This is a genomic window from Clostridium sp. UBA7503, from assembly GCF_002477055.1.
Taxonomy (GTDB): domain Bacteria; phylum Bacillota; class Clostridia; order Clostridiales; family Clostridiaceae; genus Clostridium_J; species Clostridium_J sulfidigenes.
This window is the reverse complement of sequence record NZ_DLNT01000029.1, coordinates 1,983-25,582: the sequence shown is the minus strand read 5'-3', so window position 1 is coordinate 25,582 and position 23,600 is coordinate 1,983. Positions and strand designations below refer to the sequence as shown.

Here is a 23,600-nt window from a genome sequence, read left to right as displayed (position 1 = left end):
TTTTGCGACGCCCCCTTTTTTCTATTTAAGATATTTGTTTTAAATGTTTAAATTAAATATCCAAGGATATAATTTAAAGGAATAAAATCCCATGGAAGGAGATTGGATATGGCTAGGAAACTTCGTATTTGGTATACTGGAGCAATATATCATGTTATGTGTAGAGGAAATCGTAAAAAAGATATATTTTTAGACAGTGAGGATTATCAAGTATATTTAAAAATTATAAAAAAGGTTAAAGAAGAATTAGATTTTGATATTTATAGTTATTGTTTGATGACGAACCACGTACATTTAGCAATTGGAACTAAAGATGATGACATAGGAAATATCATGAAAAAGATAAACATGCTGTATTCTATTTACTTTAATAGAAAGTATGATTTGATAGGACACCTATTTCAAGGAAGATACAGATCTGAATTAATACAAGAAGATAAGTATATATTAGAGGTAAGTAGATATATACACTTAAATCCCTTAAGAGCAAATATGGTAACAAATGCCCAAGATTATAAATGGAGTAGTTATAGTACCTATTTGGGATTATCAAAGGAAAAAATAATAAATACAGAAAGAATACTTTCTTACTTTGGAGAAATAAATGCAAGAAAATTATATAAATTATTTATAGATAATGGCATTAGATAGGATGTAAGAAAATGTAATGGGGTCTGACCCCCTAACAGTTTTTGGAAGGGGGTCAGACCCCGATTTTAAATTATATTTGGCTACCTGTAGGCTCAGATATACTCTTAAGAGCATCTTGGGCATTGTCAGAAAGGATAGGTTCAAGGGAAATATCTCCTAGTGAAACAATACCTACAAGACTATTATTTTCTACGATTGGAAGTCTGCGTATCTGTTCTCTACTCATTATTTCAGCAGCATCATGAACATCCATTTCTGGGGTCCCTACAGTAGGGTTTGAAGTCATGATATTTCTGACTTTTGTTTGGGTTGAATCCTGACCAGAAGCTACAGATCTTAAAGCAATATCACGATCAGTAACTATACCATTTATCATTTTGTTACTACATACCGGTATGGAACCAACATTGTATTGTTTCATAAGTTGAGCAGCTTTTTCAATAGAATCCTCTGGGGTTAAACAAGCAACATCTTTTGACATGATTTCTTTTACTTTCATAAATTTCACCTCCATATATAGAGTAACCAATTAAATTATTATTTATTAGCTTGCTATGCTGAAATTTTGTGAAGTTCATACCAAATAGAAGTTTATATATTATCTATAGCAACAACAAAAAGTATAAAAGATTCTGAAATTAGCCTAAAAAATTGAAAATACCCTAAAAACAACCTAGAAATCCTAGCAAAATAGTTACATTTTTTTAATATTTATGGTAATATGATAAATGGGTGTTGACTGAGTTCTTAAAGTCAGACCATTTACTAGAGAAATGAGGAGATAATTATGGGAAAAAAACTTATTTCACTTATTTTAGGTTTATCATTAACTTGTACTGTTTCGGCACCTGCCTTTGCTGCAGAATTAAAGGTAGATAAAGAAGCAAAAAAAGTACAAGCTATAGAGAAACTTGAGAAGTTAAGTGATGAGACAGTAGAACTAAAGGAAAATGATGGACAAGTCTTTTTATCAGGAGAGCTTTCTGATAAAAAAGTTCCAGGGGAAAGTTCGGCGACTAAATTTTTACAGGAGAACAAAGATATCTTTGGAATTGACAATGCAAAAGAGGAACTAAAGGTTCTTGAAGTAAATAAAGATGACATAGGAGATACTTTTGTAAAGTTTGCACAAGTTATTGAGGGAACAGAAGTGGATAACAGCTTAATAAATGTGCACTATGATAAAAACGGAGTTATAGTTAGTGTTAATGGTAATCTAGAAGAAGATAAAGAAATCACTACTCTTGGGAGTAAGATTATTTCTCCTGAGGAAGCTATTAAAATAGCAAAAAACCAATTTGAATTTAAAAAATTAAAAAAGACACCAAAAGCTGAAAAGTTAGTAATAACTGAAGATGGTTTGAGCTATGAAGTTTACAAGATAAATATTTTCTTTATGGCTCCTACCATAGGAAGTTATGATGTCTTTGTTGAAGTAAGTTCTGGTAAGGTAATTAAAACAGAAGATAAAATAAGATATAATAATCCAGTAACTGGAACAGGTATTGATGTTCTAGGAAAAACTAGAAAGCTAAAGTTAAGTGAAGCTGAAGGCAAATATCGAATGTTAGATTTAAAAAATGAAGCTACAGAAGCTATAGCTACCTATGATGCAAAAAATAGCATTGGTGATGAAATTAAAATATTTTTAGTATCAAATACTACTAAGGAGTTTACAACTGAAGAACATAAAGCTCCAGTAAGTGCTCACTATAATGCAGATAAGGTAATAGATTTTTATAAAAATTTATTTAATCGAAATAGTATAGATAATAAGGGCATGGCAATAGAATCAATTACTCATCTTGGCTCAAATTACAATAATGCCTTTTGGGCTGGAGATACGATGTTTTACGGTGATGGAGATGGAGAAGAATTTACATACCTAAGCGGAGATTTAGATGTAGTTGGTCATGAAATGACTCATGGCGTAGTAGAATATACAGCTGGACTTGTCTATGAGTATCAACCAGGTGCATTAGATGAATCTATGGCTGATGTGTTTGGGGTTCTTATTTCAAGTTATAATAAGTATAATGTTGCTAATGGGGGAACTTGGAAATTTGACTCAGCTGATTGGGTTGTAGGAGATGACATCTATACTCCTAACATTCAAGGGGATGCTTTAAGAAGTTTAGCAGATCCTACCATATATGGTCAACCAGCTCATATGGATAATTACGTTGCTGGTCTTCCGAATACAGAAGATGGTGATTATGGTGGAGTTCATGATAATTCAGGGATTCCAAATAAAGCAGCATATAATATAGCTAAAAATATAGGAATGGATAAGACTGCAAGGATATATTATAGAGCTTTAACTCAATACATGCATCCAGATACTAATTTTCAACAAGCAGCATACTGCCTTGTACAAGCAGCTGCCGACTTATATGGAAAAGGATCTAATGAGATTACTGCAATAAAGAATAGCTTTGCTTCAACTGGCATTGCATATAAAGGACAAAAGCCAGTCATTTCAGGAGCTACAGCTAAGAATGTAACAGTAGGAAATGTATTCAATACAAAGGCTGGAGTTACAGCGGCTGATCTTGAAGATGGAAGCTTAACTACTAAAATAGCTGTTAGTGGAACCATAAATACAAATAAAGTAGGTAAATACGCTTTAACTTATATAGTAACAGATAGCGATGGAAATAAAGTGAGTATACCTAGAGTTATTACTGTTGTTGCAAGAAATGTACAAGTTAATGCATTAATAGGTACTGATAGATATGATACAGCAGTAAGACTAAGTAAGGGTCAATTTACAACTGCAAACACTGTAATGATAGCAAATGGTGGAGCATTAGCAGATGGATTAGCTGCAACACCACTAGCAACCTTTAAAAAAGCACCTTTACTTTTAACAGGAGCAAGTAGCCTTCCAGAAGGAACTAAAGGTGAAATAAAGAGATTAGGCACTAAAAATGCTATTATCGTAGGTGGAGCAACTGTAGTAAATGATAATGTAATAAAGGAATTAAAAGCACTAGGCGTAACTAATGTAGAAAGAATTGGTGGAACAGACAGATATGATACATCTTTAGAGATTGCTAAATATATTGATAAAAACTGCTATGATGTAAGTAAAGTAGTTATAAGTAATGGACTTGGTCAAGCAGATGCTCTATCTATAGCTTCAGTAGCAGGTAGAGACAAAATGGCAATAGTTTTAGTGGAAAAGGATAAAGTTCCAACTAAAGTTTATAGTTGGTTACAAGGAGAGACCCTACAAAATGCCTATATTATAGGTGGTACTACCGTTGTAGCTGATAGTGTTTTAAATAAAGTTAATGGAATCACTTCAGAAAATATAACAAAAAACAGATTAGGTGGAAAAGATAGATATGCAACTAATGCCATGGTTATAGATAAATTCTATGGAAGTGTTGTAAATAAAACTTATATAGCAAAAGGACTACAACTAATAGATGCTCTAGCAGCAGGTCCAGTTGCAGCCCTTAATGAATCACCAGTAGTTTTATCAGGAGTTGACTTAACAACAGAACAAAAAACTGTGCTAGATAAGAGATTTGGAAATATAATCATAAGAACTGGTGGAGGAATTCCAGATAAAGCAGTAACTTCTTTGAAAAGCTGCATTCAACAATAAATACCATTTAATACCACGGGGTCAGACCCCCATTCCATTTTATGGGCTCAAATATTAGTTTAGAAACATACCAATATAGGATACAAACCATATTATGCATAGTGCTATCCCTTGCGTTAATTGCTACCTTAGCTTTAGGTATAAATAAATCTAAGAAGGAAAAAGAAAAGATTTTAGAAAGTGAAAAGCTATATGAAGGCTTAATAAATCTAACATCTAAACCTGAAGAGAAAAAAGAAGGTAGTGTTAAGGGTGAAAGCCAAGGAAGTGAAGAAAAATTCATTTTGGAAGGAAAAACTCTACTTTCTCTTGGAAATGGAGTTTTAAAAGAAAGTACATATAAAGAAAAGATAAAAACTCTTTTGAATTTAAAAAGTGTAACAAATAACTCTAATAATGGCTTAGTTATGAGTAGTATGCTTGACTTAATTAATGAAGTAGTCCTTAAGGATACAGATATTATAATTATTATGGTAGGTACTAATGACTACACTAAAGGAACAGCTCTAGGAACAAAGATGATGTAGGAGAAGTTGGATCCTTTTATGGAGATGTACAAGCAGTTATAAATACAGCACAAAAGGCTAAGCTTGAGGCAAAACTTGTATTTTTAAATCCATTAAAGCATGGATATATTGAAGGACAGCCAAGCTATCCTGATAAGAATGACGTTGACCTTGGTCTAGAGAATTACTGCATGGCAAGTAAAGAAGTATGTAATAANNCTATACTAGTAATAGACTTATTTAATGAAGGTGGCATAGAAACAGAAAATATAGCTGATTACACTGTAGATAATATGAATCTAAACAAAACTGGAAATAAAAAAGTAGCCAACACTATCAACAAGGGTTTAAAGGAGATATTTAAGTGAGGACCTTAGTTTGTTAAGAGCTACGGTTCTTCTTTTTGCTGCTGTTGAATAGTTAAGGTTTCTGGATTTTGAATAATCTTTTAGGTTGCCTTCACAATTTATGTATATGAAGGTTATTAGATCTCTTAAGTTTTCTTGGAGGTTGTCCACTTCTTTTTTTATAAGTTTATACATTTCTTTTTCTATAAAACTATCTTCAGTTGATGCATCAGCTATTAAAGTATCCTCTATTCTAAGGTTAGTTTCAATTGGAGCCTCGATGGTTTGTACTTCATTATCTTTTGCTCTTTGCCTTATTAGGTAATTAAAATTATTTTTTATTGCATAGGATACATAAGCTGTAAAATTGCCTTTTTCCGGAGTGTATTTTTCAAGGCAACGCATTAAGGTTATGTTCCCCATTTGAATTAAATCTTCCATTTCATAGCCTCGTACATGAACCATTGAAGCTTGTTTGATTATTAGGTATTTGTATTCATTTATTAATTCTTCCATTGCAATCTGGTCTTTACTTTTTGCTTTTAATATAAGATTCTTTAAATTGGAATAATCCATAGATATAACCTCCTAAAATACTTTAATAACATATATGCATTATTTTTAAAAAGTGGAAATATAACTGATAAAAAAATTTTAACACAAACATTAGTTTGCGTAAATATATAATTCAAATATTTGGATAAAAAATATCTGGATTAAAATTTTTATTCCATGTTTATATGTTTTCTTATAAAATATAGTGAAAGAGGAACAATATATATAAGAAAAATGCACATAAAACATATATACAAGATAAAAAGATATATAAAAAATATTAATATACTGTATTAGTTGATAATCAAAACAGAATAATATATATTATCAAAGGATAAGAGATTTAAATGGTTTGAATATATTCATTCTGTATTATAAAAAATTTTTAAAATAATGCAGAATATCTTGCAATAGATAATAATTGTTTGTTAATATGTAAATATGGAAGATAATATGAATGCGGAGGTAGTGAAATGGAACCTTTAAAATTAACTAATTCAGTTCATTGGGTTGGGGTTAATAATCCTGAACTTAGAGTATTTGACATAATAATGGAAACAAAAATGGGAACTACATATAATTCCTATTTAATTGAAGATGAAAAAATTACTATTGTTGACACAGTTAAGGATGGATACTTTGAACAATATTTAAAGAATATTAAATCTATTATTGGAGATAAAAAAATAGATTATATTGTAGTTCAGCATACAGAACTTGATCATAGTGGTTCATTAAAGGAGCTATTAAAAGAATATCCAGAAGCTCAGGTTGTTGGTTCAAAGGCTGCTGTAAGATATCTTAAAGGAATTATAAACATGGAATTTAATTCTATAGATGCATCAGGAGAGCTATCTATAGGAAAGAAGACCTTAAGATTTATAAACGCACCCAATCTTCACTGGCCGGATAGTATATTTACTTACTTAGAAGACGAAAAGATATTATTTACATGTGATTTTATGGGATGTCACTATTCACCAAGTGGGTGCATTACTGATAGTTGTTCTGGAAACTATGAAACTGAAATGAAGTATTATTTTGATGTTATCATGGGACCTTTCAAAAAATTTGTTAATATGGCCCTTGATAAAATTGAAAATACGGAAACAGAAATTATTGCTCCTAGCCATGGTCCAGTTCATATTGATGATAGAGAGTATTATAAAAATTTATATAAAACTTGGGCTAAGGAAGCTGCTATTGAAAAAAAGAACATCCAAATATTCTATGTTTCTGCCTATGGAAATACAGAAAAGGTTGCAAATCATTTAAAGCATGCCATTGAAAAAAGAGGAATTAAGGCTGGCGTTCATGAAATTACAACTACTCCTTTAGAGGAACTTGTATCTCTTGTAGAAAGGTCAAGTGGTATATTAGTAGGTTCTCCTACTATAAATCAAGATGCAGTGGAGCCAGCTTGGAATTTACTTGCTCATGTTAGTGCTATTGTAAATCGTGGTAAAATTGCTGGAGCTTTTGGATCCTATGGTTGGAGTGGAGAAAGTGTGCCTATGCTTTCAGAGAGATTAAAGAGTCTTAAATTTAATGTGATTGACCCAGGTTTTAAATTTAACTTTGTACCAAGTGAAGAAGAACTTAAGCTAGCAGATGAATTTGCTGATAACTTCCTTGGAATGTTAAAATAAATTTAGTATATAATAATAGATTATGGTATATTATTAAGGTATGAGATATAATAAAAAATATTATATTGCATACCTTTTTTCATAGCCAATACTAATTACAAACTTAATAATATGTTTACATGAAAGATTTTATTAGGGAATAGGCTATAGAGAGAAAATATGGTAAAATGTAAGAAAGCTGATAAAATTCATTGCATTTTTATAGGAGTGATTATATTGAAGTGGTTAAATAAGTTAGAGAGAAAATATGGCAGGGATGCCATTAGTGGATTGATGAAATATATTGTAGCAGCTAATTTGGCTGTATTTTTATTAGAGGTTATAAATCCAGGGTTAGAGGCAAACCTAATGTTAATACCGCAGGCAGTAATGAAAGGTCAAGTGTGGAGGTTAGTTACCTTTATTTTAATTCCACCAGCAACCAGTGCTTTTTGGATACTGTTTACCCTTTACTTCTACTATATTATAGGTATGGGGTTAGAACAGGCTTGGGGAAGCTTTAAATTTAATATATATTATTTAGTAGGGATGATTGCTACCATAATTGTATCTTTAATTGGAGGTAGTCCTGCTACAGGGGTATTTATAAATTTAACTTTATTTTTAGCCTTTGCATCTATATATCCTAACCATGAAGTTTTACTATTTTTCATTTTACCAGTTAAGGTTAAGTATTTAGGAATTTTAAATGCAGTGCTTTTGGCACAACAGTTTATAATGGGTGGAATTGGAATAAAACTCATGATCCTTGCATCTTTAGCTAACTACTTTATTTTCTTTGGAAAAGACTTTATAGAGTTATTTAAAGCTAAGAAGAAGGTTAAGAAGAATAAGGAAAAATTTAAAGTTATAGAAATGAAGAATTATGTACGTCATAGATGTACTGTATGTGGAATAACTGAAAGAGATGACCCTAATATGGAATTTAGATATTGTTCAAAATGTAGTGGACATAGGGAATATTGTATGAATCACTTGAAAAATCATGAACATATTAATGAGTAGTAGTGTATACCACTACTACTTGTTATAAAAAAAATTAAGGGATCCATCAGAATTAAAGGCTAACTATTAGGTTAGTTAAATTTTGATGTATTCCTTTTTTATTCCATTACTATCAGCTCTAGTATTCCAATCTTATTCAAAGGTGGAGGAAAGAGCTGCTACATCCTAGGATAAGAATTTCTATATATGAAGGAGGAGAATTTATGAGATATGAAGGTGCAATTTATAGACCACCTAGTGAAGGAAGAAGTTTAATAGTTCAAGCTACCATTGGTTGTTCTCACAACAAATGTAGTTTTTGTAATATGTATAAGGCAAAGCAGTTTAGAATGAGAGCTTTAGAAGAGGTAATTGAGGATTTAGTTTGGGCTAGGGAGAGGTATGGACACATAGAAAAAATATTTATAGCTGATGGTGATGCTCTTATCATTCCTACAGAAAGACTTATAATAATTTTAGATAAAATTAAAGAGTTATTTTCAGAATGCAAAAGCATTACTGTATATGCTAGTCCCAAGTCTATTTTACTTAAAACTCCAGAGGAACTAACGCTTTTAAAAAATAAAGGTTTGGCAATGGTATATCTAGGTATAGAAAGTGGAGATGATGAAGTTTTACTTAAAGTAAATAAGGGAGTAAGCTCAAAGGAACTTATTGAGGCTGGAAGAAAAATTAAGGATAGTGGAATAAAGTTATCTTGTACTCTAATAAGTGGCTTAGGTGGAGTAGAGAACTGGAGAAATCATGCTTTAAACTCAGCAAAGGTTATTAATGTCATAGATCCAGATTATCTAGGACTTTTAACCCTTATGACTCCTGAAGATGCACCTATATATGAAGAAATAAAAAGAGGAGCTCTTATGCTTTTAAATCCCAGGGAAGTAATGGAGGAGGTATATCACCTTGTTAAAGAACTAGATCTTACAAATTGCATATTTAGAAGTAATCATGCATCAAACTATGCACCACTAGCTGCGGTATTAGGTAAAGAAAAGGAAAGATTACTTTCAGATATAGAAGGTTTTTTAGCAGGACAAAATAACTTTAAACCAGAATATTTTAGAGGGCTTTAATAATATTGAAATAAAGCCCTCCCTTTGATATAATTAATATGTTAAATAACTTTAAAACCTAATGAAAGAGGTAAATATGAAATGTAAACCATTACCTAATTTCAACAGAGCCTAAATATTAATGTACTATTTAAATTAAAGAGCTGTTTAATTTAAAAACAGCCTATTAAGGAAGGATGTTAATAATGAAAAATACATACATAAATATTCTTAAAAGAGAAGTTATACCAGCATTAGGATGTACAGAGCCCATAGCTCTAGCCCTTGCAACAGCAAAATGTAGTCAAGCATTAGGAGGAGTTCCAGATAGAGTTACGGTTCTTGTAAGCTGTAATATTCTAAAAAATGGTATGGGAGTAGGAATACCTGGTACAGGAATGGTTGGTTTAAATATTGCAGCTGCTCTTGGAGCTATTGGCGGTAATGCGGAGGCTGGATTAGAGGTTTTAAAGGATGTTACTAAGTCAGATATTGAAAAATCAAAGGAATATTTAGCAGAGGGCAAGGTTACAATAGACCTTACTAAAGCACCGGAAAAACTTTATGTAGAGGTTATTGGACATAAGGGGCATGATAGCTCTTCTGTAATAATTAAAAATAAACATAACAATATAGTTTTAATTACTAGAAATGAAGAGATATTGTTTGAAATCGAAGATATTAAGACTATAGCAACAGAGGATAATGGAGAGGATGAACAGTTATCTGTTAAAGATATATATGAGTTTATAAAAACTGTACCCTATGAAGATATAGCTTTCTTAATGGAAGGTATAGAGATGAATCGTAGAGTTTCAGAGGCTGGAAGAAAAGAAGAATATGGACTTAAAGCAGGAAAAATTTTATTAGATGGAAAGAACAGTAAGATGTTTGCAGATTCACTTCAAACCTATGCCATGGGATTAACTGCTGCAGGCGTTGATGCTAGAATGGATGGATGTACACTGCCAGTAATGAGTACAGCAGGTAGTGGAAACCAAGGATTAACAGCTACTTTACCTGTAATTGCAGCGGCAGAAAAACTAGAAGTTAGTGATGATACTTTAGTTAGAGCCGTAGCCCTTAGTGATCTTATAACTATTCACGTAAAAAGCTTTATAGGACGACTTTCAGCTCTATGTGGATGTGGAGTTGCGGCTTCAATTGGAGCTAGTTGTGCCATTGTTTATATGCTAGGAGGAGAACTATGTGCTATAAATAAAGCTATAAAAAATATGGTGGCAGACGTTTCTGGTATGGTATGTGATGGAGCAAAGCCAGGATGTGCTCTAAAAATTTCTACAGCAGTAGGTACATCAGTGCTATGCGCAGCCCTTGCATTAGAAGGGGTAGAAGTTTCATCTCATGATGGAATTGTTCATGAGGATGTAGAGAGAACTATAAAGAACATGGCAGATTTAGGGGTAGTTGGAATGGCTGATGCAGACAGAGTTATCCTTAACTTGATGATGTGTAAGTAAAAGGGATGAATTTTTAACTCGTAATAGTTGACAGTATGGTTTAAATTATCTATAATTTTATAGGAAATTAAGTTTTGTAAAACTAAATAGAAGTGTAATTTTTTTAATTATACAAGTGCTGAAGCAAACCACTTTGATAACCTTCAAAGTGGTATTTTTTTTTGCCGGAAAGGAGAATGTCTATGACTAAGAAAACTTTAAAAGAATTATTTTATGATAAAAAATTTTATAAGATGGTATTATTTCTAGCTTTACCAATTATATTGCAGAATCTAATAGCTTCCTCAGTAAATATGCTAGATACTTTGATGATAGGAAGAGTTGGAGAAGTTGAGTTAGCAGCAGTAGGTATTGCTAATCAATTTTATTTTATATTTAGCTTATTTATAATGGGAATAAGTTCAGGATGTGCAGTTTTTATAGCTCAACTTTGGGGCAAGAGAGATGAAAATAATATACAGAAGGTTTTAGGTATAGGAATTATAAGTAGTGTTCTTATAACCAGTGTTTTTAATTTAGGAGGAATATTATTTCCAGAGAAAATAATTTCAATTTTCAACATAGATCCTCAAGTTATTAAGATAGGAGCTAGCTATCTAAAAATAGTTTGTTTTAGTTATATCTTTACAGCTATATCTTTTAACTATGCAGCTGCCTTAAGGAGTGTAGAAAATACTGTACTTCCAATGTTAGCTAGTTTTTTAGGGCTAGTTGTAAATGGAGTTCTTAATACTATCCTTATATTTGGTTTATTAGGTTTTCCAGCAATGGGAGTTAGGGGTGCAGCTATTGCCACCATAATAGCTAGAGGTTCAGAATGTGCACTTTTAGTTCTATATACCTATATTTCTAAGAATACTTTAGCTGCTAAAGTTAAAGATTTATTTAGTATTACAAGGGAGCTGACTAAAAGTGTATTTGTAACTATGATACCAGTGCTTTTAAATGAAGCTTGTTGGGGGTTGGGGAATCTAACCTATGCAGTAATTTATGGAAGAATAGGAACTCAAGCTACGGCATCTATACAAATATGTACAACCATTTTTAATCTATTTATGATTATAACCTTTGGACTTGCCAATGTGGCGGTGGTAGTTATTGGTAAAGAAATTGGAGCTGGAAGAGAAAAACGAGGATTACTATATGCTAGAAGACTATGTGTAGTTTCTTTGATTACAGGAGTTATATTAGCTGTAGTTTTAGCTATAACTTCACCAATAGTTTTAACTGTGTTTAAGGTTTCTGAGGAAGTGCTAAGAAATTCTTTAAGGATTCTATATATATACTCTGCGCTAATGCCTCTTAGAGTATTTACAGTAATTTTGGTAGTTGGAATCTTAAGAGGAGGCGGCGATGCTAAATATGGTGCTATTGTACAGGGGATAACCCTATGGTGCATCGGAATCCCATTATCTTTCGTGGCAGCCTTTATATTACATCTTCCAATATATTTGGTGGTTTCAGTTACTGCAGCAGAGGAAATTGTAAAATGTATTATTGTAGTTAGAAGATATAGAAGTAACAAGTGGATAAATAATATAGTAAATCAAGTTTCTAATGAAATTGTAGAAATAGCTACATAATTCTTTATGTATCGGTATGTGTTGCTTAGCAATTATCATACCGATTTTTTTAGTGAACTGTTGTCAGCCTGAAAAAAATTATATATAATTTATTATAAGGGAATTATTTGAAAATTATTTAAATAAAATATTTTGGGTGGGGTATATTATGACATATAAAGAAGTGAAGTTAAAAATGCGAGATGGAAAAGAGATTTATTTATACAAATGGGAAATAGATGAAGGTGTTAAACCTAAAGGAGTTATACAACTTATCCATGGTATGGCTGAATATGGTAGCAGATATGATAGATTTGCAAAGGAATTAGTTAAGGATGGTTTTATAGTTTATGCTGATGACCATAGAGGCCATGGAAAGTCTGCAGAAAGCCTAAGTTCTTTAGGATATATTAGCGATAATGATGGATTCCATGATATGGTGCATGATCAACGTGAAATAAATAATTTTATAAAAAAAGAAAATCCATCACTAGATGTTTATATTTTTAGTCACAGCATGGGGTCTTTCATAGCTCAAAGATATATGGAGATATATGGAGATACTGTTAAAGGTGTAATTTTATCTGGAACTGGTGGTAAACCTAATTTTTCAATGAATATGGGAATATTTTTGTCAAAAGTTATAATGAATCTTAGAGGTAGAAGAGCTAATGGAAGGCTAATGGATGATTTAGGCTTTGGAAATTATAATAAGCTAGTAGAAAATCAAAAAACTAAATATGATTGGTTAAGTAGGGACGAGGAGGAAGTAGAAAAATATATTCTAGACCCCTATTGTGGAGGAATTTTTCCAGTATCCTTTTTCTATGATTTTTTAAGGGGAATGAGGGCTATACATAAAAAGGACAACCTTGCTGGCATACCAAAAAACTTATCTATAACCATGTTTAGTGGTGATAAGGATCCAGTAGGAAATTATGGCAAGGGAATATTATCTCTAGTTGATACTTTTAAAAATTTAGGTATTAAAAATTTAAGTTATAAACTATATGAAGGTGGAAGACATGAAATATTAAATGAAATAAATAGGGATATGGTTACAGAGGATATTAAGGCATGTTTAAACAGCTGGGTTGAAGGGGGTAACGTAATAACCTACACTAATAAAACCCTTAAAGGCAATACTTTAAGTGAAAATTAAACTGGCACTTTAAATGAAAATAAAATTATATTTTAGATAAATTGAAAATAAACCTTAGGATTATTACGGGTTTGACATATTAATCATTACAATATAGAATAGATAGAGTTGTAGTTATTTGAAATTACTATGGTTTGCAAGTGTTGTTTACGAGAAAATTATAGGAAGTTTAGCCATTGTAAAACAAATGACTTCTTATTGAAAGATGTTACTTAATTTGGAGGAATGATTATGTCAAAAACCATAGAATATAAAGATCTAACTGGAGACTATGTCCTTGTTGATGTAAGAAGCACAGGAGAATTTAATGAGGCTACTATTAATGGTGCAGTGAGTATTCCTCTTTTTAATAATGAAGAAAGAGCACTTATTGGAACCATATATACTAGAAAAAGTACTGATGAAGCAAAGAGATTAGGTGTAGAGACAGTATCTAAAAAACTTCCTTATATATATGATAAAATTCATGAGCTTGAAAAACAACATAAAAATGTAGTATTATTTTGTGCTAGAGGTGGCATGAGAAGTGCATCTATTACGGATCTTTTAGGTGCCCTTGGTATGAGAGTTAGCAGAATCAAGGATGGTTATAAAGGCTATAGAGCCTTCATCAATGAGGCGTTGCCTAAGGTTAATGAAAAAGTTACATATATAGTACTTCATGGTAATACGGGGNNAAAAACTGAGATTTTAAAAAAACTTAGAGCTGATGGATATGATGTATTGGATTTAGAAGGATGTGCTAATCATAGAGGCTCTATATTAGGTGCTGTAGGTCTTGGTGATGGTACTAGTCAAAAGCAGTTTGAATCTAATATCTATGAAGAATTAAAGGCTGTTAAGGGTAAATATGTATTCATTGAAGCAGAAAGTAGAAGGATAGGAAGAGTTTTAATTCCTGAATATATACATTCTGACATGAAAAAGGGACTTCATATATTTGTAGATGCTCCTTTAGATTTTAGAAGTAAGGTAATAATTGATGAATATACTAAAAATAATAGCTGTAATGAAGAAATTTGTGATGCACTAAGAAGATTAAAGAAATACATCAGTGAAAAAAATATAGAAATTTATTGTGATATGGTTAATAATGACCAGTATGAGGAAGTAGTTAAAGATCTTATGGTAAAGTACTATGACCCACTATATACTCACAGCTCTGATAAGTATGAATATGACAAAAAGCTTATGATAAACTCCATAGATGAAGGAGTAGAAGAATTAAAAAGCTTTATAGATAATTTAAAATGTGAAGAATAAACAGGATTCTGAATAAAATATGTATATTAAGTAAAGCTTATAATTAATGTTTATAGGACTTTCGTAAAATAAACTAATCTAAATGAATGTATAGCATGTACTTATATTATTATCGCTCACCCGTTTCGAAGCATTGATTTACTAAAAGGATTTATTCAAGGTAAAATCTACAACACAACAACTCGCATGAACTCAAATAAGTTGTGTTGCTTAAGGATTTTACCATTCATAAATCCTAAGTAAATCTAATGCTCCTACAAATGGCATTTGCTAACAATAATATTAAAGCGCAAGCTATACATTCTATATAAGATTAATAAATATTTTGCGAAAACCCAGTAGAACAGTAATTATAGGCTTTTTCATATGAAATTTTAATATTTACTATATTTTAAATAGATAACTTTGTAGTTCATTAAAGGGATAGAATTTTAATTTTTTAAAAAATAGAAAAAATACCGTAAAAATAGGAACGTTTGTTTTGAGATTTCAAGAAAAAACTTTACTCCTTTGGAATAAAGTTATACAATAACAAATGTAACTCAACTTTTAAGGAGGGATAATATGGCGCAAAAGGAGAATAATAGAGGGACTTATGAAGTTACAGATCTCACATCTCTTGAGAAATTAGAGCCAGTAAGGATTAGGCCTGGAATGTACATTGGCTCAACGGGAACTAAGGGTCTGCACCATTGTATATGGGAAATACTAGATAACTCTATTGATGAAGTTGCCAATGGATTTGGAGATAAGATAATAGTTACTTTAAATAAGGATAAAACTGTTACTATAGAAGATAATGGAAGAGGAATACCTACAGGAATACATCCTGTTAAAAATAAATCTGGGGTGGAGATGGTTTATACAGAACTTCATACAGGAGGTAAATTCAATAATAATAACTATAAGACCTCAGGAGGACTTCATGGAGTTGGAGCTGCTGTTGTAAATGCTCTATCTAAGTGGTTAGAGGTAGAAGTTAAACAAAAGGGAAATATTTATTTACAAAGATTTCATTATGGATATGACAAAGAACTTAAAAGGGACATGCCGGGAACCCCAGCTACACCTTTGAAGATTGTAGGAAAATCTAATGAAACTGGTACTAAAGTAACTTTTTTAGCAGATGGTGAAGTTTTCGGAAATATAGATTATAAATTTGAAATAATTGATGAAAGATTAAAGGAGCTTTCCTTTCAAAATAAAGGAATTACCTTAATTCTAAGAGATACGAGGAAAGATGAAGTTGTAGAAAAGGTATATCATTCAGAGAGAGGCCTTTTAGACTTTATAGATTATTTAAATGAAAGTAAAACCGTCCTTCATAAAGAACCAATAATTTTTCAAGGAGAAAGAGAAATTAATGGACTTATGGTATTAGGAGAAATATGCATACAGTTTACAGATTCTACTGCAGAGCATATTGCTAGCTATGTAAATAATATTCCTACAAAGGAAGCTGGTACCCATGAAACAGGATTTAAGACTGGTATGACTAGAGCCTTTAAAGAAGGTAGTANNCTTTTAAAGGAAAAGGATAAGGACTTTGAAGGGGACGATATTAGAGAAGGCATGACTGCCATTGTAAAGGTAAGAATTACTAATCCAGTCTTTGAGGGTCAAACTAAAACTAAGCTAGGAAATGTTGAAGCATATTCTGCAATGAATGAACTTGCCTATACTAAGCTAGGTGAATGGATAGAGGATAATAAAGAGTTAGCTACTGTAATTATTAATAATGCCATTTCAGCTGCAGCTAGAAGAGAGAAAATTAAAAAAATAAATGAAGCAGAGAAGAAAAAGATAGGAAATGGTACTGCTCCACTGGCAGGAAAAATAGCTGTCTGTACTTTGAAAGACAGAGAATATACTGAATTTATAGTGGTGGAGGGAGATTCTGCGGGAGGTTCTGCAAAACAAGCAAGGGATAGACGATTCCAAACCATAATGCCTTCTAAGGGTAAGATTATGAATACGGAAAAGCAAAAATTAGAAAATGTTCTTGCTAGTGAAGAGCTTAGAATCTTTAATACTGCTATAGGAACTGGAGTTTTAGAAAACTTTAAACCAGAGGAATTAAAGTATGGAAAGATAATTATACTAAGTGATGCAGATGTAGATGGATATCATATCAGAACCCTTTGGATGACTTATGTTTATAGATATATGAGACAACTTATTCAAAATGGAAATTTATTTATTGCATTACCACCTCTTTACAAGGTTTATAAAATCACTAAAAATGGTGAGGTTAATAAGTACGTTTATAATAATGAAGAGCTAGATAAGGCTAAGAAGGAAATTGGTAAGGGTGCATTGATTCAAAGGTACAAAGGGTTAGGAGAAATGAATGCAGACCAACTTTGGGATACTACATTAAATCCAGCTACAAGAACTCTTCAAAGGGTTACCATTGAGGATGCTGCTAAGGCTGAAAAGATGATTTCCTTGTTCATGGGAGATGTGGTAGAGCCAAGAAGAAATTATATGTACAATCACGGTGAATTTTAGGAGGTGTTACAATGGCAAAGAAAAAAGAACCAATTCCAATAGATAATAATATTATAGATGTTTCTATAGATGAGGCTATGCCAGAGAACTATCTTCCCTATGCTGTAGAAGTATCAAAGGATAGAGCACTTCCAGACGTAAGGGATGGACTAAAGCCTGTTCATAGAAGAATTTTATATGGAGCTTATATGCTTAAGGCATTCCCAGATAAGCCATACTATAAGTCTGCCAGAATAGTAGGAGATATTCTAGGTAAGTACCATCCCCATGGAGATACATCAGTGTATGATGCCATGGTAATTTTATCTCAGGACTTTACTACAAGAAAGCCCCTTATAGATGGTCATGGAAACTGGGGGTCTATAGATGGAGATAGTGCAGCTGCTATGCGTTATACAGAAGCTAGACTATCTGGAATTGCCTTAGAAATGCTTAAAGATATAGATAAAGATGTAGTAGATATGATGGATAACTACTCTGATACAGAAAAGGAACCTACAGTTTTGCCTGCAAAATATCCAAATCTTTTAGTTAATGGAGCCTTTGGTATTGCTGTAGGATTGGCTACCAATATTCCACCCCATAACTTAGGAGAGGTTATTGATGGAGCTATTGCCTATGCAGATAATGAGGAAATTACTACTAGAGAACTTATGGAATACATAAAGGGACCAGATTTACCTACTGGCGGAATACTAATGGGTAAGGATTCTTTAGTGGCTGCCTATGAAACAGGAGAGGGAAAAGTGGTTTTAAGAGCTAAAACTCATTTTGAAACCTTGGAAAACGGTAGACTTGGTCTCGTTATTTCAGAGTTTCCTTATAGAAAAAATAAAGCTAAGCTCCTTCAAGCCATCTCAGATTTAACAGGGGATAAAAAGCATAGCAAAGCAGTGGAAGCCATTGCAGATATTAGAGATGAATCTGATAGAAACGGTATTAGAGCCGTTGTAGAATTTAAGAAAAACACTACAGAAGAAACGGCGGATAGAGTCCTCAAATATCTATTTAAGAGAACGGAGCTTCAATGTAATATATCCTTTAATATGGTAGCTTTAGCTGGTGGAAAGCCGAGAACCATGGGACTTAGGACTATAATTAAATACTATATAAAACATCAAAAGGAAGTTATTACAAGAAGAACAAAAAGAGAGCTAGAAATAGCAGAAAAGAGATTCCATATTGTAGAAGGCTTTATTAAAGCTATTGGAATCATGGATGAAATAATTAAAACTATAAGGGCATCTAAATCTAAAAAGGATGCAGGAGAAAATCTAATAAGCAAATTTGGCTTTACTAACCCTCAAGCAGAGGCTATTTTAGAGTTGATGCTTTATAGACTTACGGGCCTTGAAATTAAAATATTCCAAAAGGAACATAAGGAATTAGAGACTAAGATTAAAGGACTTAAGAAGGTATTAGGTAGTGAAAAGGAGCTTATTAAAGTTATTAAAAAGGAGCTTCTAGAAGTTAAGGAAAAATATGATGATCCAAGGAGAACCACTATTTTAGAAGATGATAGTGATGCTAATATTCAGTTAGAAGAACTTATAGTAGAGGAAGATGTGGTAGTAACCATATCTAAGGATGGATATGTTAAGAGAACGTCTTTAAAATCCTTTATTAGAACTACACAAAATACTGAGGATATAGAGTATAGAGAAGGAGACTTTAATAGATTCTTCTTTGAATGTAATACTCGAGATACCCTATGTATCTTTACAAATCAAGGAAATATGTATCAATGTAAGGTTGCAAATTTAATTGAGTTTAAGTGGAGAGATAAGGGGGAGAGAATTCAGGGCTTTATTAGGACTCTAAATTTAGATAAGGAGGAAATAGTAAATGCCTTTGTAGTACAGGATTTCTCTATTACTAAGGATGTGCTCCTTATAACCTCTAGAGGTCTTATCAAGAAAACTGAATTGAGCAAGTTTATTACTAATAATTCAAGACTTCAAGGTATTAAGCTTAAAAAGGATGAAGACTTGATAAGTGTTGAATTAATAGATAAAAATATAGAAGAAAAATTTATTGAAATAACTACGGCTAAGGGATTAAACTTCATTGCACAGGAGCCTAAGGTTGAGCCAGTGGATAGAGGTATAGTTGGAAAACCTATAGTTAATTTAACCCATGGAGATAGGATAACTCATTGTAGTTATGTAGATGAATTTAACTATAAAGAGTTCTATATAACTGTTAATAAAAAGGGAATTTTAAAAACTTCAAGTAGAAGAAGTGGAGAACCGGTTATAACTACATCAAACTCTAGTAGTGAGTTATTCCTGTTTACAGCTTATGGAGAGTTATTTAAAATGTCAGCCTTAATGATACAAAACATAGATAAAAAGGGTATTGAACTGGAAAAATTATTTGAAGGTTATGATTCTAAGAATCCAGTAATTGCAATAATATCTGTAGATACTAGAGGAAGTTCTAAAGAAAATTTCTACTTCTTTACTGAAAAGGGTGTAGTAAAGAAAACTAGTATAGAAGAATTTACAGGTGATTTTACAAATATCTTAGCATATAAATTTAAAACTCCAGAGGATAAGCTAATTAAAGTAGATGTTGAAGCTGATAAAGGAGAAGGGTTACTCTTCACAAGAAAGGGTATGTGTCTTAAATTTGATTTAGAAGCCATAAATGTCATGGGGAAAAATGCCACTGGAGTTATGGGAATTAGCTTAAAGGATGATGATAAAGTTATCTTTGCAAAGGCAAAAAGTGGCGCTATTTCAAATAAAAATAATGAATTATGCGTAGATTTATTTGAAGAAAACCTGAAAATAACTACTAAGAATGGTCAAGAGAATATAGTTGATTTAGGAGCGTTACCAATTCAAAATAGAGCTGGTAGAGGTAAAAATGTAATTGTGTTTATGGATGATGACTTTATAGAAAAGGTAGAGCTAATTAAGTAATAGAAGTAAAGTGGGGATAACATGGATAAGATATTTTTAAAACATGGAGTAAGGTTGCTTTATGAAAGAGTTCCAGGGAATATAACTTCTTTTACCATAGGGCTAGAAGCAGGAGCTAATAGCGAAAATTCTAATAACATGGGAATTGCCCATGCTGTAGAACACATGGTGTTTAAGGGTACTCATAGTAAAAGTGAGAAGGAAATCAATGAGATATGCAATGAGTACCTAGGATTTCATAATGCTATGACTAATTATCCTTATGTAGTTTATTATGGAAGCTCCTTAAAGGAAGATTTTAAAAATGCCTTTAATATATATTTTGATATAGTATTTAATCCAGCCTTTAGAGAAGAAGGTTTTAAGGAAGAAATGGCAGTTATCATAGAGGAGCTTAAGGAGTGGAGTGATGACGTAGTTCAGCACTGTGAAGATTTTTTATTTTATGAAACCTTTGAAAAAAGAAGAATAAAGGAGGTAATCATAGGGAGAGAAGAAACTATAAAGGCTATAACATTGGAACAGATAAGGGAGTATCATGAGAAGTTTTACACCCTAGATAACTGCGTAATTTCTGTGATAACAGCTTTAGAGCTAAGTGAGGTTATTGAAATCATTGAAGGTGAAATAACATCCTTGAAAAAGACAAAACCTTTATTAACACATAATACCTGTCAGATAGCAGCCCTGAAAGGGGTAAAGCCATCCTTGATCCAAAAGAGTTTCGAAAGAGTTTCATCAAGGGAAAACCAAGAAGAAAAGACTTTTTCCCTTTACGAGAATCCTAAGGCTGGAGTGTTTATTGAAGAAAATCTCTCCATTAATGGATGCAAGGTTCAATATATATTTCCCATTCATAACCTAAGTGAAAGGGAAGTTACCTTACTTCAATTATTTAATGAATATTTTGTAGGTGGCACTAGCTCCTTGCTCTATGATGAAATCAGAACTAAGAGAGGATTAGTATATGATATTCAAGGAAAGGTTAAGGGAGAAAAGGGCATAAAACTATATACCATAACTTTATCTACATCTAAGGAAAATATTGATTTGGTTAGGGAGATAATTAAAGAAAACATTGATAAAGTAAAAACTTTAAAGGGAATATTCACTGAAGATTTCGTTAAAAAATATATAAAAAGTCAAAATTTAAAGAGAATGTTAACTCTAGAGAAATCCATAATTTTATCTATGCATCTAGCTGTCTATGAAATAATGCACAGTGGTGGAGAATTACTTTTAAATGAGTTTTATAAACTAAGTAATTGTACAGAAGAAGAAATCCTTAGTATGATAAATAAGGTATTTATTAAGGAAACATTAGGAATCATAAGGAATTAAAGGTAAGGTGATTTGGTGAATACTGTTTGGAAAGATAGTCAGTGCTCTATAGAGGTTCTAAAGGAGCTACTTAAGGATATAAAGGTTACTCCTATTACTCTTAGGGTGCTAATGAATAGAGGAATAGATACTAAGGAAAAGGCAGATGAATTTTTAAATTCATCTTTGGATAAGCTATATAACCCTTATCTTATGAAAGATATGGATAAGGCCATAGAGATTATGGTTGAGTCTATAAATAATAAGGAAAAAATTATGGTCTACGGAGATTATGATGCAGACGGAGTTACTAGTACTGCAATTCTTTATAAGGCTATAAAAAGTTGTGGTGGAATAGTAGCTTATCATATACCACATAGGGAAAATGAAGGCTATGGTATGAGTATTTCTAGAATAGAGACCATAGCAGAGCAAGGCTTTAATCTTATAATAAGTTGCGATAATGGAATTTCTGCTATAGAAGAGGTAAAAAGAGCTAAGGAACTTGGCTTAAAAGTTATTATCACAGATCACCATGAACTTCCTTTTGAGGAGGTAGGTGGAGAAAGAAGGGTGGTAATTCCAAGTAGTGATGCCCTAATAAACCCTAAGCAGGAGGATTGTAATTATCCCTTTAAACTTTTATGTGGAGCTGGTGTAGCTTATAAGTTTTCTTTAGCTTTATATGAAGCTATGAATATGAAAGATAGAAATACTGATGATCTTCTAGAGTTAGCTACCATTGGCACTATATGTGATGTTGTAGATTTAATAGATGAAAATAGAATCATTGCAAAGGAAGGGCTAAAGATACTTTCTAATACAAGAAATTTAGGAATAAAAGCTTTAAAACATATAATCGATATAAAGGATGAGGTAACTTGTTATAATGTAGGCTTTAACATTGGACCTTGTATCAATGCTACAGGAAGGCTAGAAACTGCTGAGCTATCCTTAGATCTACTACTTTGTGAAGATATGGGCGAGGCTATGGATATAGCTACAAAGGTTTTTAATCTTAATAAGGAAAGGCAAGACCTTACAGCGGAAAGTGTGGAACAAGTTTGTGCTGACATAGAAGGTTCTTCTTTGATAAATGATAGAGTCCTTGTAGTATATAACCAGCATATCCATGAGAGTATTGCAGGAATTGTAGCAGGAAGAGTTAAGGAGAAATATGGGAGACCAACCTTTATTTTAACTCAGGGAAAAGGTATGCCAAAAGGTTCAGGTAGATCCATTGAAGAATATAATATGTTTGAAGAAATGCTAAAATGTAAGGATATACTAAGCAAGTTTGGTGGACACCCAATGGCGGCAGGGCTTTCCATTGAAGAAAAAAATATTTCAAAGTTTAGACAATTATTAAATGAAAACTGTAATTTAAGTGAGGAAGATCTTGATTCTAAAATGAGAGTAGACTCTCCCATAAAATTAAACTATGTAGGTGAACAAGTTGTACAAGAATTCAAGTTATTAGAGCCATTTGGAAAGGGAAATCCAACGCCGATTCTTCAAGGTAATAGAGTTTTAGTAGCAGATATAAGATTTTTAGGCAGTGAATATCAGCATGTTAAATTTAGATTTAATGTGGAAGGTACCAATAACCTGATAGATGGTTTATATTTCAATAAAAAAGATGAAGTTATTGATATTTTAAAAGATATCTATGGTGATGAATACGGAGATATTGGAAATGGATATATAAGACCAAAGAGTCTATTTCTAAATATATTATTTCAACCAGATATAAATGAATATATGGGAAGAAAAAGTGTGCAATTAAAACTTAAAGATATAAAATTAAGCATGTAAAAATAAATAATAAATGAAATATACGGGCGATATAGCTTATTTATTTTTGAAGATGTCTTAAACTAATAAAGAGATGCACCTATAAGATGCATCTCCTATTTAGGGTTTACTTACTATTAAATAATTTATTCAGATATTAATATATCCTATAAATTTCTTTCGTAAGCTTCAACCATTT

16 protein-coding genes are annotated in these 23,600 nt (G+C 31.9%); 14 read left to right on the top strand and 2 right to left on the bottom strand.

Annotated elements, in window-relative coordinates:
- The first annotated feature begins 108 nt into the window (after positions 1-108).
- The gene (locus B3630_RS09265) at positions 109-651 is read left to right on the top strand and encodes a transposase (protein WP_346897506.1); all 543 of its coding nucleotides are present in this window, start codon (positions 109-111) and stop codon (positions 649-651) included.
- 70 nt (positions 652-721) lie between these two features.
- Here the strand turns inward: B3630_RS09265 and B3630_RS09260 are convergent, their stop codons facing one another.
- A complete protein-coding gene (locus B3630_RS09260; RefSeq protein ID WP_346897504.1) occupies positions 722-1,150 on the bottom strand; it encodes a CBS domain-containing protein in 429 nt (142 codons plus the stop codon).
- 288 nt (positions 1,151-1,438) lie between these two features.
- On the opposite strand from B3630_RS09260, the gene B3630_RS09255 reads away from it, so the two are divergent.
- Complete coding sequence (locus tag B3630_RS09255) at positions 1,439-4,267, top strand: M4 family metallopeptidase (RefSeq protein ID WP_346897502.1); 2,829 nt, start codon at positions 1,439-1,441, stop codon at positions 4,265-4,267.
- A gap of 41 nt (positions 4,268-4,308) precedes the next feature.
- Entirely contained in the window at positions 4,309-4,794 is a 486-nt protein-coding gene (locus tag B3630_RS09250) for a hypothetical protein (protein WP_346897500.1), read from the top strand.
- 326 nt (positions 4,795-5,120) lie between these two features.
- Here B3630_RS09250 and B3630_RS09245 read toward each other — a convergent pair whose 3' ends face one another.
- Positions 5,121-5,696, bottom strand: coding sequence for a sigma-70 family RNA polymerase sigma factor (locus B3630_RS09245; protein WP_346897498.1), 576 nt, complete (start codon positions 5,694-5,696; stop codon positions 5,121-5,123).
- Positions 5,697-6,148: 452 nt separating this feature from the next.
- Between B3630_RS09245 and B3630_RS09240 the strand changes: the two genes are divergently transcribed.
- The 11 genes from B3630_RS09240 to recJ all read left to right on the top strand — a co-directional run bounded on the left by B3630_RS09240 (position 6,149) and on the right by recJ (position 23,422).
- Positions 6,149-7,324: an FprA family A-type flavoprotein gene (locus tag B3630_RS09240; protein ID WP_346897496.1), complete on the top strand. Its 1,176-nt coding sequence runs from the start codon at positions 6,149-6,151 to the stop codon at positions 7,322-7,324.
- 207 nt (positions 7,325-7,531) lie between these two features.
- Positions 7,532-8,329 (top strand): hypothetical protein, encoded by a 798-nt coding sequence (locus B3630_RS09235; RefSeq protein WP_346897510.1) that lies wholly within the window; start codon positions 7,532-7,534, stop codon positions 8,327-8,329.
- A 203-nt stretch (positions 8,330-8,532) separates the two neighbouring features.
- Positions 8,533-9,402 (top strand): radical SAM protein, encoded by an 870-nt coding sequence (locus B3630_RS09230; RefSeq protein WP_346897494.1) that lies wholly within the window; start codon positions 8,533-8,535, stop codon positions 9,400-9,402.
- Positions 9,403-9,587: 185 nt separating this feature from the next.
- The gene (locus B3630_RS09225; protein ID WP_346897492.1) at positions 9,588-10,862 is read left to right on the top strand and encodes a serine dehydratase subunit alpha family protein; all 1,275 of its coding nucleotides are present in this window, start codon (positions 9,588-9,590) and stop codon (positions 10,860-10,862) included.
- Between the two features lie 182 nt (positions 10,863-11,044).
- Positions 11,045-12,445 carry an MATE family efflux transporter gene (locus B3630_RS09220; RefSeq protein ID WP_346897490.1) on the top strand — a complete coding sequence of 467 codons (1,401 nt, stop codon included), beginning with the start codon at positions 11,045-11,047 and terminating at the stop codon, positions 12,443-12,445.
- A gap of 148 nt (positions 12,446-12,593) precedes the next feature.
- On the top strand, positions 12,594-13,586 hold the full coding sequence (locus tag B3630_RS09215; RefSeq protein ID WP_346897488.1) for an alpha/beta hydrolase: 993 nt from the start codon (positions 12,594-12,596) through the stop codon (positions 13,584-13,586).
- Positions 13,587-13,811: 225 nt separating this feature from the next.
- Positions 13,812-14,849: a tRNA 2-selenouridine(34) synthase MnmH gene (gene mnmH / locus B3630_RS09210; protein WP_422653260.1), complete on the top strand. Its 1,038-nt coding sequence runs from the start codon at positions 13,812-13,814 to the stop codon at positions 14,847-14,849.
- A 564-nt stretch (positions 14,850-15,413) separates the two neighbouring features.
- Positions 15,414-17,360 (top strand): DNA topoisomerase IV subunit B, encoded by a 1,947-nt coding sequence (locus tag B3630_RS09205; protein WP_346897484.1) that lies wholly within the window; start codon positions 15,414-15,416, stop codon positions 17,358-17,360.
- Between the two features lie 11 nt (positions 17,361-17,371).
- Entirely contained in the window at positions 17,372-20,287 is a 2,916-nt protein-coding gene (locus tag B3630_RS09200; RefSeq protein ID WP_346897482.1) for a DNA topoisomerase IV subunit A, read from the top strand.
- Positions 20,288-20,308: 21 nt separating this feature from the next.
- Positions 20,309-21,628, top strand: a complete 1,320-nt coding sequence (locus B3630_RS09195) for a pitrilysin family protein (RefSeq protein WP_346897480.1) — start codon at positions 20,309-20,311, stop codon at positions 21,626-21,628.
- A gap of 15 nt (positions 21,629-21,643) precedes the next feature.
- Positions 21,644-23,422 carry a single-stranded-DNA-specific exonuclease RecJ gene (gene recJ / locus B3630_RS09190; protein WP_346897478.1) on the top strand — a complete coding sequence of 593 codons (1,779 nt, stop codon included), beginning with the start codon at positions 21,644-21,646 and terminating at the stop codon, positions 23,420-23,422.
- Positions 23,423-23,600 lie beyond the last annotated feature (178 nt).

Coding starts and splice junctions, on each gene's coding strand:
- B3630_RS09255 (WP_346897502.1), top strand. CDS start 1,439: ATGGGAAAAAAACTTATTTCACTTATTTTAGGTTTATCATTAACTTGT.
- B3630_RS09220 (WP_346897490.1), top strand. CDS start 11,045: ATGACTAAGAAAACTTTAAAAGAATTATTTTATGATAAAAAATTTTAT.
- B3630_RS09200 (WP_346897482.1), top strand. CDS start 17,372: ATGGCAAAGAAAAAAGAACCAATTCCAATAGATAATAATATTATAGAT.
- B3630_RS09225 (WP_346897492.1), top strand. CDS start 9,588: ATGAAAAATACATACATAAATATTCTTAAAAGAGAAGTTATACCAGCA.
- B3630_RS09195 (WP_346897480.1), top strand. CDS start 20,309: ATGGATAAGATATTTTTAAAACATGGAGTAAGGTTGCTTTATGAAAGA.
- B3630_RS09240 (WP_346897496.1), top strand. CDS start 6,149: ATGGAACCTTTAAAATTAACTAATTCAGTTCATTGGGTTGGGGTTAAT.
- B3630_RS09215 (WP_346897488.1), top strand. CDS start 12,594: ATGACATATAAAGAAGTGAAGTTAAAAATGCGAGATGGAAAAGAGATT.
- B3630_RS09250 (WP_346897500.1), top strand. CDS start 4,309: ATGGGCTCAAATATTAGTTTAGAAACATACCAATATAGGATACAAACC.
- B3630_RS09230 (WP_346897494.1), top strand. CDS start 8,533: ATGAGATATGAAGGTGCAATTTATAGACCACCTAGTGAAGGAAGAAGT.
- B3630_RS09260 (WP_346897504.1), bottom strand. CDS start 1,150: ATGAAAGTAAAAGAAATCATGTCAAAAGATGTTGCTTGTTTAACCCCA.
- B3630_RS09245 (WP_346897498.1), bottom strand. CDS start 5,696: ATGGATTATTCCAATTTAAAGAATCTTATATTAAAAGCAAAAAGTAAA.
- B3630_RS09265 (WP_346897506.1), top strand. CDS start 109: ATGGCTAGGAAACTTCGTATTTGGTATACTGGAGCAATATATCATGTT.